This window comes from Pseudozobellia thermophila (assembly GCF_900141855.1).
In the GTDB taxonomy this organism is placed as follows: domain Bacteria; phylum Bacteroidota; class Bacteroidia; order Flavobacteriales; family Flavobacteriaceae; genus Pseudozobellia; species Pseudozobellia thermophila.
The window spans coordinates 722,374-737,915 of the sequence record NZ_FQYU01000002.1 but is presented as its reverse complement, the minus strand read 5'-3'; the positions used below and the strand labels follow the sequence as shown (position 1 = coordinate 737,915).

At 48.4% G+C, this 15,542-nt stretch carries 11 protein-coding genes; all 11 read left to right on the top strand.

Features of this window, described 5'->3' with window-relative positions; translation table 11 throughout:
• Positions 1-33: 33 nt before the first annotated feature.
• The 11 genes from BUB37_RS08470 (at position 34) to BUB37_RS08420 (ending at position 15,472) form a co-directional block, all read left to right on the top strand.
• A complete protein-coding gene (locus BUB37_RS08470) occupies positions 34-798 on the top strand; it encodes a DUF6250 domain-containing protein (RefSeq protein ID WP_072991720.1) in 765 nt (254 codons plus the stop codon).
• Between the two features lie 11 nt (positions 799-809).
• Positions 810-2,018 (top strand): DUF4861 domain-containing protein, encoded by a 1,209-nt coding sequence (locus BUB37_RS08465; protein ID WP_072991717.1) that lies wholly within the window; start codon positions 810-812, stop codon positions 2,016-2,018.
• A 6-nt stretch (positions 2,019-2,024) separates the two neighbouring features.
• A complete protein-coding gene (locus BUB37_RS08460) occupies positions 2,025-3,338 on the top strand; it encodes a sugar porter family MFS transporter (protein ID WP_072991714.1) in 1,314 nt (437 codons plus the stop codon).
• A 19-nt stretch (positions 3,339-3,357) separates the two neighbouring features.
• The gene (kduI, locus tag BUB37_RS08455) at positions 3,358-4,188 is read left to right on the top strand and encodes a 5-dehydro-4-deoxy-D-glucuronate isomerase (RefSeq protein ID WP_072991711.1); all 831 of its coding nucleotides are present in this window, start codon (positions 3,358-3,360) and stop codon (positions 4,186-4,188) included.
• A 32-nt stretch (positions 4,189-4,220) separates the two neighbouring features.
• Complete coding sequence (locus BUB37_RS08450) at positions 4,221-4,985, top strand: SDR family oxidoreductase (RefSeq protein WP_170863145.1); 765 nt, start codon at positions 4,221-4,223, stop codon at positions 4,983-4,985.
• A gap of 30 nt (positions 4,986-5,015) precedes the next feature.
• Positions 5,016-6,497: a sulfatase family protein gene (locus tag BUB37_RS08445; RefSeq protein ID WP_094766609.1), complete on the top strand. Its 1,482-nt coding sequence runs from the start codon at positions 5,016-5,018 to the stop codon at positions 6,495-6,497.
• Positions 6,498-6,534: 37 nt separating this feature from the next.
• Positions 6,535-8,187 carry a glycoside hydrolase family 172 protein gene (locus tag BUB37_RS08440; protein WP_094766608.1) on the top strand — a complete coding sequence of 551 codons (1,653 nt, stop codon included), beginning with the start codon at positions 6,535-6,537 and terminating at the stop codon, positions 8,185-8,187.
• 13 nt (positions 8,188-8,200) lie between these two features.
• Positions 8,201-11,017: a right-handed parallel beta-helix repeat-containing protein gene (locus BUB37_RS08435; RefSeq protein ID WP_170863136.1), complete on the top strand. Its 2,817-nt coding sequence runs from the start codon at positions 8,201-8,203 to the stop codon at positions 11,015-11,017.
• Between the two features lie 67 nt (positions 11,018-11,084).
• Entirely contained in the window at positions 11,085-11,954 is an 870-nt protein-coding gene (locus BUB37_RS08430; protein WP_072991704.1) for an AraC family transcriptional regulator, read from the top strand.
• Positions 11,955-12,252: 298 nt separating this feature from the next.
• Positions 12,253-13,593, top strand: a complete 1,341-nt coding sequence (locus BUB37_RS08425; RefSeq protein ID WP_094766606.1) for an alpha/beta hydrolase family protein — start codon at positions 12,253-12,255, stop codon at positions 13,591-13,593.
• 67 nt (positions 13,594-13,660) lie between these two features.
• A complete protein-coding gene (locus BUB37_RS08420) occupies positions 13,661-15,472 on the top strand; it encodes an alpha-L-fucosidase (RefSeq protein WP_072991696.1) in 1,812 nt (603 codons plus the stop codon).
• Positions 15,473-15,542: the final 70 nt, after the last annotated feature.

The following is a 15,542-nucleotide window of genomic DNA, read 5'->3' as shown; positions in this document are numbered from 1 at the left end:
GGGCGACCGACCTTGTAGACGATTAAAATTTATATGAATAGAAGAATAAAAAGTAAACTAATAGGCACCTTGTTGCTGGTAGGGGCCATTTCACATACGATTACCGGCCAGGAAGAATCCGTAAAAATTAACGATACCCTCACTGCAAAAGCGAGATTAGTGTATTTGGATGCCTTTGAGCTGGGCTTTCAAAATTGGAAGGTAGAGCAGATGCCCGGCGGTACTGTAACGGTAAACAATGGGAAAATGGAAATCATCGATGTTGCCGGGTGTACCGTTTGGCTGACCAAGAAATTGGAGGGGCCGATTATGATTACGTACGATGCCCATGTAATAGATAAGGGCGGTCCGCAAGACCGTGTCTCGGACCTCAATTGTTTTTGGATGGCCCAGGATATGGAACATCCCGAAGACCTATTTGTAAATTCAAGAAAAAGAGGGGGCAAGTTTTCCAACTACGACAGCCTGCGACTGTATTATATGGGTGTGGGGGGGCACGATAATTCGAAAACCCGTTTTCGCAGGTATACCGGTAACGGCGAAAGGCCCCTGCTGCCGGAACATGACCTGTCGCAAGAAGAATACCTGATAAAGCCCAACGAGGTTACACAGATCAAGATCATAGCCTATAACGGAATTATCCAATATTACCGCGACGGCAAACGGATCATCGATTTCTACGACCCCGATCCCTATACATCGGGCCATTTTGGCTTTAGGACGGTCAACAACCACATGACCCTTGACAATTTCAAGGTGTTTAGCCTAGAGAAGCAAAAAGTAACTTCAAAACAATAAATTAAGCAACCATGAAAACAGACCATAGATCTCCGGTTCACTTGGCCTTTCTGGGCCTACTTTGTTTGGCTACCGCATGCGCACCCGCCGAAAAGGACCAAACACTTTTGATAGAAGTTAAGAACGACCTCGGTTTTGCCCGTAACGAGGTGGTAGGGCTCGATGTCCAAGATCTAAAGACCGTCTTAAACGGTACATCCGAAGGTCATATCCGGATAAAGCGAAATGACGATCAAGGATACCTGCGTACCCAATGGATCGATTACGATCAGGACGGCACGAACGACGAACTGCTTTTTCAGGCCGAGGTAGCGGCCAATGGCAGTTCGGAGTATACCATTCTTATCGATAGCACAAAAGCAGCTCCGGAAAGCGATGTGGTGGCCTATTCCCGGCTCGTTCCTGAAAGAACCGACGACTACACCTGGGAGAACGACAAGGTTGCCTTTAGAACCTATGGGCCAACGGGCGAGAGGGAGGCCCTGGCGGGAGTGCCCGGAAGTACGCTTTCGAGTGGGATCGACCTGTGGTTAAAAAGAACCGACAAATCCATAATCAACAAATGGTACAAGGCGCACGAGACCCAACCGGGCTATTACCATACCGATCACGGCGAGGGCTACGACCCCTATCATGTCGGGGCCAGTAGGGGTACCGGTGGTATCGGTATTTGGGAAAACGACAGTTTACTGGTGTCGAATAATTTTACCGCCTCGCGTACCTTGGCCGCAGGTCCGCTTCGAACCGTTTTTGAGCTGGACTATGCACCGTGGAGCGAATATGGGGTAAGGGAAACCAAGAGGATTACCCTCGATCTGGGCTCTAACTTCTCAAAATTCGATATCTCCCTTTCTTCCGATAGGCAAGTCCCCAATTATACGGTGGGCATTACCCTGCACAACAATGAAGGGGAAGTTGCCATCAATAAGGAAGAAGGATGGTTCCGCCATTGGGAAACCATTGATGGCGCTAAAGTGGGCGAAGGGGTCGTCATCGATCCGAAGACCGTAACGGATGCCATCGCATATAAGTCGGAAGTGCCCGATCAAAGCAACTTGCTGATCGTTACGGAACCTCAGGGTACATTGAGCTATTACGCCGGGTTTGCCTGGGAAAAAAGCGGTCAGGTTGCTTCCGTTGAAGATTGGGAAACGCTGCTTAGCCAACAGGCGCAGATCATGTCCAGCCCCTTGTCCGTAACCATTAAAGCCTCTAAATAAATCCTAATGAAGACCAAACTTATACTTACCTCCTTTGTTGTGGCCCTGGCCGGATTCTTGTTCGGTTTCGATACCGTAGTGATCTCCGGGGCCGATCAACAGTTGCAAACTTTATGGGGAACCTCCGACCTGTTTCACGGTACCTTCATTATGTCGATGGCCTTATGGGGTACGGTAATAGGAGCTATTTTTGCCTATATTCCATGTGATCGGATGGGAAGGAAGAATACCCTGCTCTGGATCGGTATTTTCTATTTTGTTTCGGCCTTGGGATCGGGACTCGCCACCGACCCCTATATGTTCTCGTTTTTCCGTTTCTTGGGCGGATTGGGAGTAGGGGCTTCCACCGTGGCCGCACCCACCTACGTTTCCGAAATTGCACCGGCAAAAAGCCGCGGACGCTTGGTGGCCCTGTACCAGTTCAATATCGTCTTCGGTATTCTCATTGCCTTTGTCTCCAATTACCTGTTGAAGGATTTCGGTTCGGAACCTTGGCGTTGGATGATCGGTATCGAGGCCTTGCCCGCATTGATCTATACCTTGGCCATGCTGGGGGTTCCTAAAAGTCCCAGATGGTTGCTTGAAAAAAAGAACGATCTCGAAGGGGCCAAAAGAATACAATTGGAGCTCACCGGTACCGAGCTCGATCTATCGGTAATCGACGAATTGAAGGCCGAACAGACCGAGAAGGCCTCCCTGTTCGTTAAAAAATACAAATTCCCCATCATGTTGGCCTTTTTGATCGCCTTCTTCAATCAGTTGTCGGGCATCAATGCCTTTTTATATTATGCGCCGCGCATATTCAGCTCCGCAGGTCTCGGCGAAAGTTCGGCCCTGTTGAGCAGTATCGGCATCGGTGTGACCAACCTGGTGTTCACCCTTTTGGGACTCTACTTGATCGACAAGGTGGGGCGTAAGGTGCTTATGTACATAGGGTCCATCGGTTATATCGTATCCTTGACCATGGTGGGGCTCGCCTTTTTCTTGGAGTGGGAGGGACTCATGGTGCCCATTTTCCTGTTTTTGTTTATAGCCTCGCATGCCATTGGACAGGGAGCCGTGATCTGGGTGTTCATCTCCGAGATATTTCCAACGAAATTACGGGCACAGGGGCAATCGTTCGGCAGTTCTACCCATTGGGTATTGGCAGCCTTGATCACCTTGTTTATGCCCATTGCCCTGGGTAGTTTTGCCAATCCCGGTATCGTATTTTTCTTTTTTAGCGGGATGATGGTCCTGCAACTATTGTTCGTCATCTTTATGATGCCGGAAACCAAGGGCAAAACACTTGAAGAACTTCAAAAAATCGTGACAAAATAAATTAATCTAAAATCAAAAAATGGAAGTTAAGTACGCCGTGCATCCCGAGGATGCCAAACAATATGATACACAGCGAATACGAAAGGAGTTTCACAGTTCCGACCTCATGGGCGAAGACAAGGTCACCATGGTCTATACGCATTACGACCGCTTTATTTACGGTACGGCCTTTCCAAAATCAAAAAGCCTTTCATTGCCTACCTACGACGAGTTGAAGGCCGATTACTTTTTACAGCGAAGGGAATTGGGAATCATCAACGTTGGGGGCAAGGGTACGGTTAGCGTAGACGGCGAAGTATTCGAGCTTGATAATTTGGAGGCCCTATACGTAGGCAAAGGTTCAAAGGAAGTGGTGTTTGCCAGTTCGGATGGTTCCGATGCCGCAAAATTCTATTTGAATTCGGCCCCGGCACATAAGGAATACCCAACGAAAAAAGCTACGCGTTCCGATGCCAATGTGGTAGAGCTCGGTGCGGTTGAAACCAGTAACGAAAGAACGCTGTACCAGTATATTCACGAAGACGGCATTCAAAGTTGCCAGTTGGTCATGGGCTATACCGAACTGAAAAAAGGTAGCGTTTGGAACACCTTTCCGCCACACACCCACGAACGCAGAATGGAGGTCTATTTTTACTTTGATATACCAGGCGATAATATGGTAATGCACTATATGGGCCAGCCCCATGAAACGCGTCATATCGCCATGAAAAACTACGAGGCCGTAGTATCCCCGCCATGGTCCATTCACGCCGGTTCGGGTACCAGCAATTACCGCTTTATTTGGGGCATGGCCGGAGAGAACAAGGCCTTTACCGACATGGACGGGGCTTCATTACAGGATGTACTTTAAAATAAAATATTAAATCAAAGCATAACAACATGATATTGGATAAGTTTAGTTTAGAGGGAAAAACAGCACTTGTAACGGGGTGCAAACGAGGTATAGGTTTTGCCATGGCCGAGGCTTTGGCCGAGGCAGGGGCCGACATAATCGGTGTATCGGCATCCTTGGAGCTTTCGGGCTCTAAAATAGAAAAGCGGATCACCGAATTGAATAAGAGCTTTAAGGCCTATCAATGCGATTTTAGCGATCGAAAGTCCCTTTACGCCTTTATAGAAAAGGTAAAGGCGGAGAACCCGACCATCGATATTCTGGTCAACAACGCGGGTACGATATTAAGGCAGCCCGCTGCCGAACATAGCGATGCGTATTGGGACAAGGTAATCGAGATAAACCAAAACGCCCAGTTTATACTTTCTAGGGAAATAGGCAAGGAAATGATTAAAAGAGGAAGCGGGAAGATTATTTTCACGGCTTCTTTATTGACTTTCCAAGGAGGAATTACCGTGCCCGGCTATGCGGCCTCAAAAGGGGCCATCGGGCAGTTGACCATGGCCTTGTCGAACGAGTGGGCCTCAAAAGGCGTTCAGGTAAATGCCATAGCGCCCGGATATATCGCTACCGATAATACCGAGGCTTTGCGAAACGACGAAGGCCGAAGCAAATCGATCTTGGAGCGGATTCCTGCCGGTAGATGGGGCCAACCCGAAGATTTTAAGGGCCCTATCGTATTCTTGGCCTCCCCGGCTTCCGACTACATGACCGGTTCGGTAATGTTGGTCGATGGCGGATGGATGGGCAGATAATAAAGACATAACCAACCTAACTACCTTGAAATGAAAACAGCGTACAAAGGCTTTTTGTTTGTATTGATGCTAATATTTGGTTTGGCTTCCTGCAAAAACAAGGAGAACAGGCCGGAAGGTAAAAAACGCCCGAATTTTTTGTTCGTCCTGGTCGACGACCAATCGCCCTTCGATTTACAGGTGTACGACCCGGAATCGGTATTGGAAACCCCGGTCATTTCAAAATTGGCATCGGAAGGCACCGTTGTGGAAACGGCGCACCACATGGGTTCTATGAACGGAGCGGTATGTACGCCCTCCAGACATATGATCATGACGGGGCGAACCCTGTGGCATTTGCCGCCCAGTGCCGAATTTCAAAAAAATACCGCCCCCCATGAATTGGACGAACAGTCGATCGGGGCGGTCTTTAACAGGGCCGGCTATAGTACCATGCGTACCTGTAAAAAGGGCAATTCCTATCCCGGGGCCAATAGGCAGTTTACGGTGGTCAAAGATGCCACAAAAAGGGGCGGTACCGAAGAAACGGGCAGCGCATGGCACGCGAAACAGGTTCTGGAGTATTTAGAGAACAGGGAAAGTACCCAAGACGAAAATCCGTTCTTTATCTATTTCGGATTCTCCCATCCGCACGATAAGCGGGATGGAACGCCCGAGTTGCTCGAGAAATACGGGGCCGTAAACCATACCGATGAGAACAGTCTTCCTCCGGCCAACGATAGGCAACCGCAGCTTCAAGACAATTATTTGGAAGCACATCCCTTCTTTCACGGACACCCGGAGCTTCGCGACGAAGAGCGCGTAAGTGGGGTTTGGAAGAATAGGGACGAGCAGACCGTTCGCAACGAGTTGGGAAGGGAATATGCCTGTTCCGAAAACATAGACATCCAGCTGGGCAAGGTGCTTAAAAAGTTGGAAGCCATGGGCGAACTCGACAACACCTATATCGTTTATACTTCGGATCACGGTATTGCCATTGGTAGGCACGGACTTATGGGAAAACAAAATTTATACGAGCATACCTGGCGCGTACCCATGATCATCAAAGGGCCGGGACTCCCATCGGGAAAGCGTGTTAAAGGAAATGTTTACTTGTTGGACCTTTTACCAACCTTTTGCGACTTGGCCGGAATCGAGACTCCGAAAACAGTAGAGGGAACAAGCTTTAAGCCTGTTTTGGAAGGCGAAAAGGAAACCGTTAGGGATGTTATGTACGGAGTGTACTGCGGAGGCACCAAACCTGGCATGCGGTCGGTAAAAAAAGGCGATTGGAAATTGATCAAATACGATGTAATGGATGGTGCGGTACGCGAAACACAACTGTTTAACCTGGCCGAAAATCCGAACGAATATTTAAAAGAGCATCAAAAAGAGGGGGGGATGTTGACCAATTTGGCCGACAACCCGAAATACGCCGATAAATTGGCCGAGATGGAAGCCTTGCTATTGGTCGAGATGGAATCGCACGACGACCCCTATAGGCTTTGGGACCAACCGCAACATACCGAGTAAATCACATCGATCAAAAGGAAAAAGCAGATTTAAAAAAATGAAACCAGTAGAAATCATCCTAAGCCTGGTCTTTATGGCATCTGCCGGTATGGCTTTTGCCCAAACCGAAGATGGGGTAGTGTCCATAGAATCGCTGTTGAAGGACATGGTCGATCGCGATGCCATTGCCCGTTTCCCGAAAACCGGTTTTAGGTTAAAACAGGAAAGCAGCTATAATAGGGCCTCCAAAACTCCTGCGGATTCTGTGGGTTGGTTTACGAACAAGGATTTTAACAGCGGAGATAAAGACCATAACTTCATTAGGATAGAGGAGAAAAACGGACAAAAGGAATGGGTGTTGATGGATCATGAGGGGCCGGGGGCGATCGTGCGTACCTGGATGCCCTTTTTGAGTCCGGATAAACCCGATACCGATATCCAAATTAAAATTTATTTAGACGGAAGTGCCGAGCCCGTTTTGGAAGGCAACATGCTCGGCTTGTTGGATGGAACGGGGTTGATTCCCTATCCCTTGGCACACCAATCGCTGCGTTCGGCGGTATCCTTTTTTCCGATTCCGTATGCCAAAAGGTGCAAAATAACCACTACGGCAAGGCCATTTTTTTATCAATTTACCTACCGGGCCTACAACGAAGGCACCCCTGTAAAAACCTTTGCCCTGGATGATTTCAACAAAGCCTTGCCCTTGGCACGAAATGTGGGAAAATTGTTGTTGGATCCCCCATCGCCCCAAGGGGGGGAGCAAATCTCATTGGCTATGGGCCTCGGTCCCAAGGAGGAACGGTCCGTAGAACTGCCCAAGGGAAATGGCGCGGTCAGGGAGCTTAGTATAAAACTCGACGATTATAACAATCCCCGGGTAACCCGATCGGTGGTCCTGAAAATGGAATTCGATGGCAGGCCAACGGTGTGGTGCCCGATCGGCGATTTTTTTGGTAGCGGTATAGGGTTGAACCCGTATCAAGGGTGGTACGGAACGGTAAGCGAAGCGGGTACCATGACCTCTAGATGGGTTATGCCCTATCGGGATTCGGGTAAAATATCCGTACTCAATTTAGGGGATGCACCGGTACATGTAGATTTAAGGTCTACCGTGGGAACATGGGAGTGGGATGCCGAAAGCATGTATTTCAACGCGGCATGGCGTGGGCAATATCCCGTGCCCACCCGTCCGTTTTCCGATTGGAACTACGTTACCCTTAAGGGCCGTGGGGTATATGTGGGGGATGCGCTAACGGTAATGAACCCTGTTGAAAGATGGTGGGGCGAGGGCGATGAAAAAATATGGGTTGATGGAGAGGATTTTCCATCCCTTTTTGGAACCGGTACCGAAGATTATTACGGTTATTCCTGGGGAGGAAGAAGCACCGATTTTTATGAGCACCCCTTTCATGCCCAACCCCGAAGTTATGTGTACAATAAATTGAACCGAAAAAAAAGCAAGGAAAAAAATACTTCGGGCTATAGTACCGAAACAAGGACCCGCGCTTTGGATGTTATGCCTTTCGAAACATCGTTGAAATTGGATATGGAAATTTGGAGTTGGACGGATTGTGAAATGGGCTACGGTGTCGGGGTCTACTGGTACGGGGATGGTCAAACCACCTCGAACCGGGTTCCGGATGAAAAAGAGGTTTTAAATGTACCGCCCCTGCCCAAGGGCTTGCATGCCCAATCGGAAAATAAATAAAAAAATATTCAGGATGTTTAGGAAAGGAGTATCGGTCGGTTTGTTTTTATTTGCCCTGTTGTGGGGCCAAGCACTTATGGCCATGGATATCTATGTTTCCCCATTGGGCAACGATGCTTCCGAAGGTTCAAGGGAAGCTCCTTTTTATTCCTTGAAAAGGGCGCTCGCCGAAAGCAAAACCTACGCCGGCAGGGAAGAGGTGAACATTTGGTTGCTCGAAGGACATTATTACCTCGAAAAAACCCTTGTAATAGGACCCGAGCACTCCGGAACAAGGGAATTTCCCCTCTCGATTTCCGCTTTTCCGGGAGCAACGGTCAAAATTAAGGGGTCAAAATTACTTGAAGGACTTGAATGGAAAAGGCATACCGAAGACGTCTACGTGGCCGAACTTCCCCCGAAGCTATCCTTCGACCAACTCTTCGTCAACGGAAAGCGCCAGGTGCGCGCCCGCTATCCCAATTACGATTACGACAACCCCCTACGCGGAGGAAAGGGCTACCTGCAAGTCGCCGGTGGTACCGACCGCAGGTACGACGAATGGATCCAGCTGAAACCGGAAGATTTTAAGGATAAGGATTGGAAGCGGCCTTCGACCGGCATCGTTCATGCTTTTCAGAGCCATAACTGGGGCAACATGCAATACCGCATCAAGGGGGTCGATAAGGAACAAAACAAAATTTTTCTGGGCGAAGGCGGATGGCAATTGCAAAGGGTTCACGGTATCGGGGGCAAGGGCAAGAATGCCTCGTGGTTCTTTATCGAGAACATCTTCGAGGAACTCAATGTGGCCGGCGAGTGGTTCTTGGATGAAGAAAAAAAATTACTGTATTACTACCCTGAAGAAGGTGTCGATTTGAACAATGCGGTTATCGAAGTGCCTGTGGCCAAAGATTTAATTCAAATTAAAGGAACAAGTAGGAATCCCGTAAAATATATTACTATAAATGGCATCGATTTTACACAAAGTAGAACCACCTTTATGGAGGCATACGAACCCTTGGCCAGAGGGGATTGGGCCATTCATAGAGGAGGGGCCCTATTTCTCGAAGGGGCCGAAAACTGTACGATCAGCGACTGTAACTTTGAGTTTTTGGGGGGCAATGGTGTTTTTATGAGCGCTTACAACAGGAACAATACGGTAAGCGATTGCCGTTTTTACCACCTTGGTGAAAGTGCGGTGGCCTTGGTAGGTTCACTCGATGCCGTTCGCTTTTACCAAACCTGGGACGACCGGGAGATATACGGAAAGGACTGGAACGAAATGCGAAAGAATATGGACTTAAGGCCCGGACCTAAATCCGATAATTATCCTAAAAACTGTATTGTCGAAAATAACATGATGCACGACTTTGGGGATTATGGAAAACAGGTTGCCGGAGTTTATATTTCGATGAGCCACAAAATAACCGTCGCGCACAATACCATCTACAACTGTCCCCGGGCGGGTATCTGTATTAACGATGGCACCTGGGGCGGCCATCTAATAGAGTACAACGATATCTGGGAGACGGTTCGCGAAACGGGCGAACACGGTCCGTTCAACTCCTGGGGGCGCGAACGCCAGTGGCTGGGCGCCGGCGGCAGTGCCGATACCGACTTTATAAAGGAATATGTGAAATTGGATGCCTTGGATCCCGTAATCGTCAGGAACAACCGGATCGCCAACTATAGAAAATCGATCAGTGCGGGCAACTGGACGATCGATCTCGACGACGGATCCAGTTTTTATGAGATATACAACAACCTTAACCTGGGCTCTACCATAAAATTACGCGATGGCATGTTCCGAAAGGTGTTCAACAATATCAGTGTAAGCGCCGTGCCCCTGGGCTGGCACGTGTGGCCCAAGGCTTCCGAGGATGAGGTGTACCAGAATATTTTCGTTATCTCGGGAAGTGTGCCCGGAAAGGAGGCCCCTACCGACATTTTTATCAGGCCGATTCGACTGCCCGAAGATGCCAAGTGGAGCAACCATTACGATCATAACCTTTATTGGAACGTAAACTTCCCGACCTCTGATAGGATAATCAAGGAAAAGAACCTAAGGCAATGGCGTGCCGAGGGCTACGACCTCAATTCGAAAATGGCCGACCCCTTGTTCGTAGACCCCGAAAATGGCGATTATAGGGTAAGGGAGGGTTCGCCGGCCCTTGACCTGGGCTTTAAAAATTTTCCCATGGACGAATTTGGCCATCAAATGACCAAGGCCGTACCTTTTTCAAGGGAGTTCGAAAAGGAAATCGAGGTAAGGCTCCTTCCCGATAAAAGAATGGACGGTTCGGGCAGTATCCGGTATACCACCGACGGTACGGAGCCTACGGTGGCTTCCAAGGTGTATACGGTACCCTTGGTATTCGAAAAGTCTACCGACCTAAAATTCCGTTCGTTCGATGGGAAGGGCCATGGCTTGGGTTTTGTTAATTCGGTAAGGTATACCCGGGTCGACAAATTGGAATACCCGAGCTGGCTCGCTACCCTGCTTTCGGGCAGTTATGTAGGCTCGATGGGGCAAAAAGAATTGCAAAAAGACGATGCGGTCGTAATTTACGGGGCAGCATTTGTCAATATGGCCGATGACCCCGACCTAATAGATGCTTCGGGCGGGTACAATACGGGATGCTTTATAAAGACCATATATGAAGACCCCAAAGGTATGTGGAAGGCTTCGGGCCTAGGGATCGGTTGGGTCGTGCAAGCGGTGAATGGGGAAGAGGTAATCGATACCGGCGACTTGAAGCGCTTGCTCGGGAATGCCCAAGGAAAAACACTACAAATAAAGGCGGTGCGCAATTATAGGGAGAAAACGTTCAAGGTTGGGATCGATTGATTGCACAGGGGCCTTGTCTTGATGAAAATCCTAAGAAACACAATTGGCGAAAACACACTAGCGGCAAATGAAACTTCACTTTTTAAATAGAACCTCTGTATCCGATCGCTCGTTCTCGATTAACCATAATGTGTACCCCAATTTTTTAAGGGTCTGGCATTATCATCCCGAAATAGAACTGGTCGTCATCCTTAAGAGTACGGGAACGCGCTTCATTGGCGACAGTATCGAAAAGTTTCAAGAGGGGGAGGTGGTCCTCATAGGGAAAAACGTGCCCCATATGTGGTTGAACGACGAAGTGTACTTTCAGCCCGACAGTACCCTTGAGGCCGAGGCCTTTGCCGTACATTTTACAAGGGATTTTTTGGGAAAGGACTTTTTCAATATCCCCGAAATGAAGCAGATATCGGAACTTTTGGACCGGGCGAACAGGGGGATAAGGTTCAATGGGCTCACAACGGCACAGGTGCGTAGGATAATCGACCTTATCGATTGCGATTTTACCACCCGGGTATATAGAATTATCGAGGTGCTCCACGACCTGGCCAAGCATGGGGAGTATGACCTGTTGGCGAGTACGAGCTTTTTGAGCAGCTTTCAAAAGACCGGTAATTCACGCATGGACAAAATATATGCCTACGTGTTCGAAAATTTTAATAGCGGGATCAGTGCCAGTGACGTGGCCCGAATGTCGGGCATGAACAAATCGGCGTTTAGTAGGTTCTTTAAAAAAGCACATAGAAAGTCGTTTACCCGGTATCTTAACGAAATCAAGGTAGGCTACGCCTGCAAACTTCTTTTGGAAAACAAGGAAAGCATTACCTCAATAGCCTACCTCTCGGGCTTTAACAATATTTCAAATTTTAACCGGCAGTTTAAGGTAATTAGCGGCATGTCCCCTTCCGAGTATTTAAAATACCATTTGTCCAAAGGCTGACAAAGGGTTTTTGTAATTGCAAAAAAAGTATTGAAACCGGTATTTTTTGTGGTGGTCGGACCGGCGGATGATTGTTAGTTTTAGCCTGCCTTAAAGGCTTTTAAAAGCCTTGTAACGGGGGCCTAGGTTCCGATTATCGGTTTTTTTGATTCGGGATCGTGGTTTTCGACCTATTCCTAAATGGTATTTTTTTGAATTTCCCATAGCACCTAAAAGACAGGGGGGCGGGAAGATCGATCGGCAGCTTTGCGCCATGTGGATATAATTTAAGAATTTGTCGTTACTCAAAACCTAAAAAATGCGCTTACCTCAACTTAGACATTTTGCACCGCCGGCCCTAGCTGTCTTGCTTTTGGGCATGGGAATTGTTGTCGGCACCCGTCCCTTGGGCGCACAGGGCAATGCCACCTCTGATGGCGATGGCCAAAGGTTTTATACAAATACCGGCCAAGGCCCCATGTGGGTCAAGGACCGACTGATCCAAAACGGGGCACTGCAAACGCCGGAGTATTATTTTACAAGGGAATTTGATGACGAAAGATCAGGGGCTAATATAAAGGGACTCTTCTTCGACGGACTGGCTTACAAAGGAAAACCGACCAAGGTTTTTGCTTGGTACGGGGAACCTGAGAACCTGGAGAAGGGAGCAAAGGTACCGGCCGTGGTTTTGGTACATGGTGGCGGGGGTACCGCGTTTGTCCCTTGGGTCAAGAAATGGACCGATCGGGGGTATATTGCCATGTCCATTGCCTTGGAAGGACAGATTCCCGGAGCGAAGATAGAGGGCGAAAATGGCAAAAAACAGTATCGGACCTTTGAACATTCCGGGCCTAGGCGTCAAGGTTTCTTTGAGGATGTCGTAGTGACGGAATTGGAAGACCAATGGTTTTTTCATGCAGTGGCCGATGCAATGTTGGCCACAAGCCTGTTGAAGGACCTGCCCAATGTCGACGGGGATAAAATTGGCATTACCGGAATTTCTTGGGGAGGTATCCTTACCAATGTGATAACCGGGGTAGATAACCGCTATGCCTTTGCCATACCGGTGTACGGTTGCGGCTTTTTACAGGAAACCCCCAATTATAGTCGCTTGTTAAGCAAGTTGGACAAAGAACAACGGGATTTTTATCTTCGGAATTGGGAACCTTCGCTATACGTGCCGCATCAAAGACAACCTACGCTGTTCGTCAACGGAACCAACGATTTTCACTTTACCATGAACAGTTTTACCAAGACCTTTGAAGCCTCCCCCAACGAAAAATATTTGTACATTGAACATAATATGAAGCATGGGCACCAAGCAGGATGGACGCCCGAATCGATCTATGCCTTTGCCGATTATATTACAAAAAACACGACCCCGCCAGATCTTCCGAAAGAAATGTTGAAGAAAGGAAGAAAGCGGCTGCGCTGCCGTTACCAAGGCGATATCGACGCTGCCTTTCTCTATTATACCACCGATACGGGCGATTGGGGCAAGGACAATTACCAATGGGTAGAAACCCCGGCCCAGGTATCGGATACCCAAAAAACAATTTCGGCAAAGCTTCCCGAAAAGGCCGTGGCCTACTTTGTAAATGTCATCAATTCGGATGGTATCATGTACAGTTCGCCGATGAAAATGCCAGGGGCTGAGTAAGCCCAAAAACCAACGACTTTGTAACTCATTAAAAAACTTTGCGATTCAAAACCTAAGAACCAAGCCCATGAAACAGAAAAATACCGGCATCAGCGCATTATCGATACTGTTGGTAATGCTCATCCTACAGAATGCCTCCCCCTTGTTCGGCCAAAAAAAGGAAAAAAATATGGACGAAATGTGGGGCCACCAAAATACATTGGGGGCGAACGCGCCCGCCTCTAGAACAAAACTCTTTGACGAGGGCAATTATGCCATGTTCATTCACTGGGGCATCTATTCAAAGATTGCGAATAAGTGGAAAGACAGTACCTATTACGGTATTAGCGAATGGATAATGAACCCCCGACGGGCCAATATTCCCGTAGCGGAGTATAGGGCCGAGGCAAAAACCTTTGATCCGGTCAATTTTGATGCCATGGCCATTGCCCAGTTGGCCAAGGATGCCGGGATGAAGTATATCGTGGTTACCAGCAAGCACCACGATGGCTTTGCCATGTACGATTCAAAAAGCAACGACTTCAATATCGTAAAGGCCACGCCCTTTGCCCGTGACCCGATGAAGGAATTGTCACAGGCCTGCAAGGAACTGGGGCTGGGGTTTGGCTTTTACTATTCGCACAATCAAGATTGGACCTTTCCCGGGGGTAACGGAGGGCCGAAGGTAAACGAAAAGGGGAAAGCGGTCGGGTTCGATTACTACTTCAAGAAAAAATGCCTTCCACAGGTCAAGGAAATCGTAACCCAATATGGCGATATCGCCATGGTCTGGTTCGATACGCCCGGCAATATGGAGAAAAAATACGTGGAAGAATTGGTAGAGGTCGTGCGCAAGCACCAGCCCAATGCCATGATTTCAGGCCGGGCGGGCCACGGTTTGGGCGATTATAAGTCTTTGGGCGATATGAACATCCCCAGAAAAAATATTGAAGGGCTCTGGGAAACCGTAGACGTTACCAACGATTCTTGGGGCTACGCCTGGTACGACCAAAACTGGAAAAGTCCAAAGCGGATCTTAAAAAGCATCATTTCGACCGTGGCCCGTGGTGGGACTTACATGTTAAACGTAGGGCCGGCACCGGACGGAACAATTCCAGTAGAGGCCCAACAATCGCTCAGGGCATCCGGCGAATGGATCGCTAGGTATTCCCAGGTCATATACAACGCGGGAGCTTCGCCATGGGGCCGTGCCCTGCCATGGGGCGATGTAACCGTAGCGGAAGACGGCAAGTTGAACCTTTGTGTTTACCAATGGCCCCTAGATGGCAAACTATGGCTTCCAGGGCTGAAGAACAAGGTTAAGTCCGCCGATTTATGGGTAGACGGAAAGCGTCAAGCCTTGGAAACTACGACGCATAAGGGTTGGCTGGCCATTTCCTTGCCGGCAAGAAGGGTCGATAAATTGGTCTCGGTCGTTGAGCTTGAAATGGAGGGAAGCCCCGAGGTGGCCGTTTCCAATGCCCTAGACCCTGTTTTCTCCACGGTGCTTCCGGTTGACTTTGCTTCGGCCGAGAAATGTGCCATTACCGAGAAAAGATGGATGGAGAAGTTTGGGGAATGGAAGCATATCGAACAGGCCCAAGATTGGAAGGAAGGAAGTAAAGTGACTTGGGAGATAGAGGTGAAAGATCTGGGCTATTATCAAACCGAATTGAATTATGCGGGCGAAGGCCGCTTGGTTTGGAACATTACTTCAGACGAGGGAGTGGTCGTCCAGAACCAGCAGAATTCCTCGGCGGTGTATAATTACTATGAAATGGGACTCATAAAGTTTAACAAGCCCGGAAAGCATACCATAACGGTTTCTTTGGTAGGCGGAAAAAGAAAGAACGCCAGCCTAAAAGAAATACGTTTTACTCCCTTTGAAAGTATGGAATAGGCTTAGGTTAAAGTTGTATTTCGAGGCGACAAAATAAGAGGTAAAAAATCGGGATCTTAAAAAGTGAAAT

Coding starts and splice junctions, on each gene's coding strand:
- BUB37_RS08470 (WP_072991720.1), top strand. CDS start 34: ATGAATAGAAGAATAAAAAGTAAACTAATAGGCACCTTGTTGCTGGTA.
- BUB37_RS08465 (WP_072991717.1), top strand. CDS start 810: ATGAAAACAGACCATAGATCTCCGGTTCACTTGGCCTTTCTGGGCCTA.
- BUB37_RS08460 (WP_072991714.1), top strand. CDS start 2,025: ATGAAGACCAAACTTATACTTACCTCCTTTGTTGTGGCCCTGGCCGGA.
- kduI (WP_072991711.1), top strand. CDS start 3,358: ATGGAAGTTAAGTACGCCGTGCATCCCGAGGATGCCAAACAATATGAT.
- BUB37_RS08445 (WP_094766609.1), top strand. CDS start 5,016: ATGAAAACAGCGTACAAAGGCTTTTTGTTTGTATTGATGCTAATATTT.
- BUB37_RS08440 (WP_094766608.1), top strand. CDS start 6,535: ATGAAACCAGTAGAAATCATCCTAAGCCTGGTCTTTATGGCATCTGCC.
- BUB37_RS08435 (WP_170863136.1), top strand. CDS start 8,201: ATGTTTAGGAAAGGAGTATCGGTCGGTTTGTTTTTATTTGCCCTGTTG.
- BUB37_RS08430 (WP_072991704.1), top strand. CDS start 11,085: ATGAAACTTCACTTTTTAAATAGAACCTCTGTATCCGATCGCTCGTTC.
- BUB37_RS08425 (WP_094766606.1), top strand. CDS start 12,253: ATGCGCTTACCTCAACTTAGACATTTTGCACCGCCGGCCCTAGCTGTC.
- BUB37_RS08420 (WP_072991696.1), top strand. CDS start 13,661: ATGAAACAGAAAAATACCGGCATCAGCGCATTATCGATACTGTTGGTA.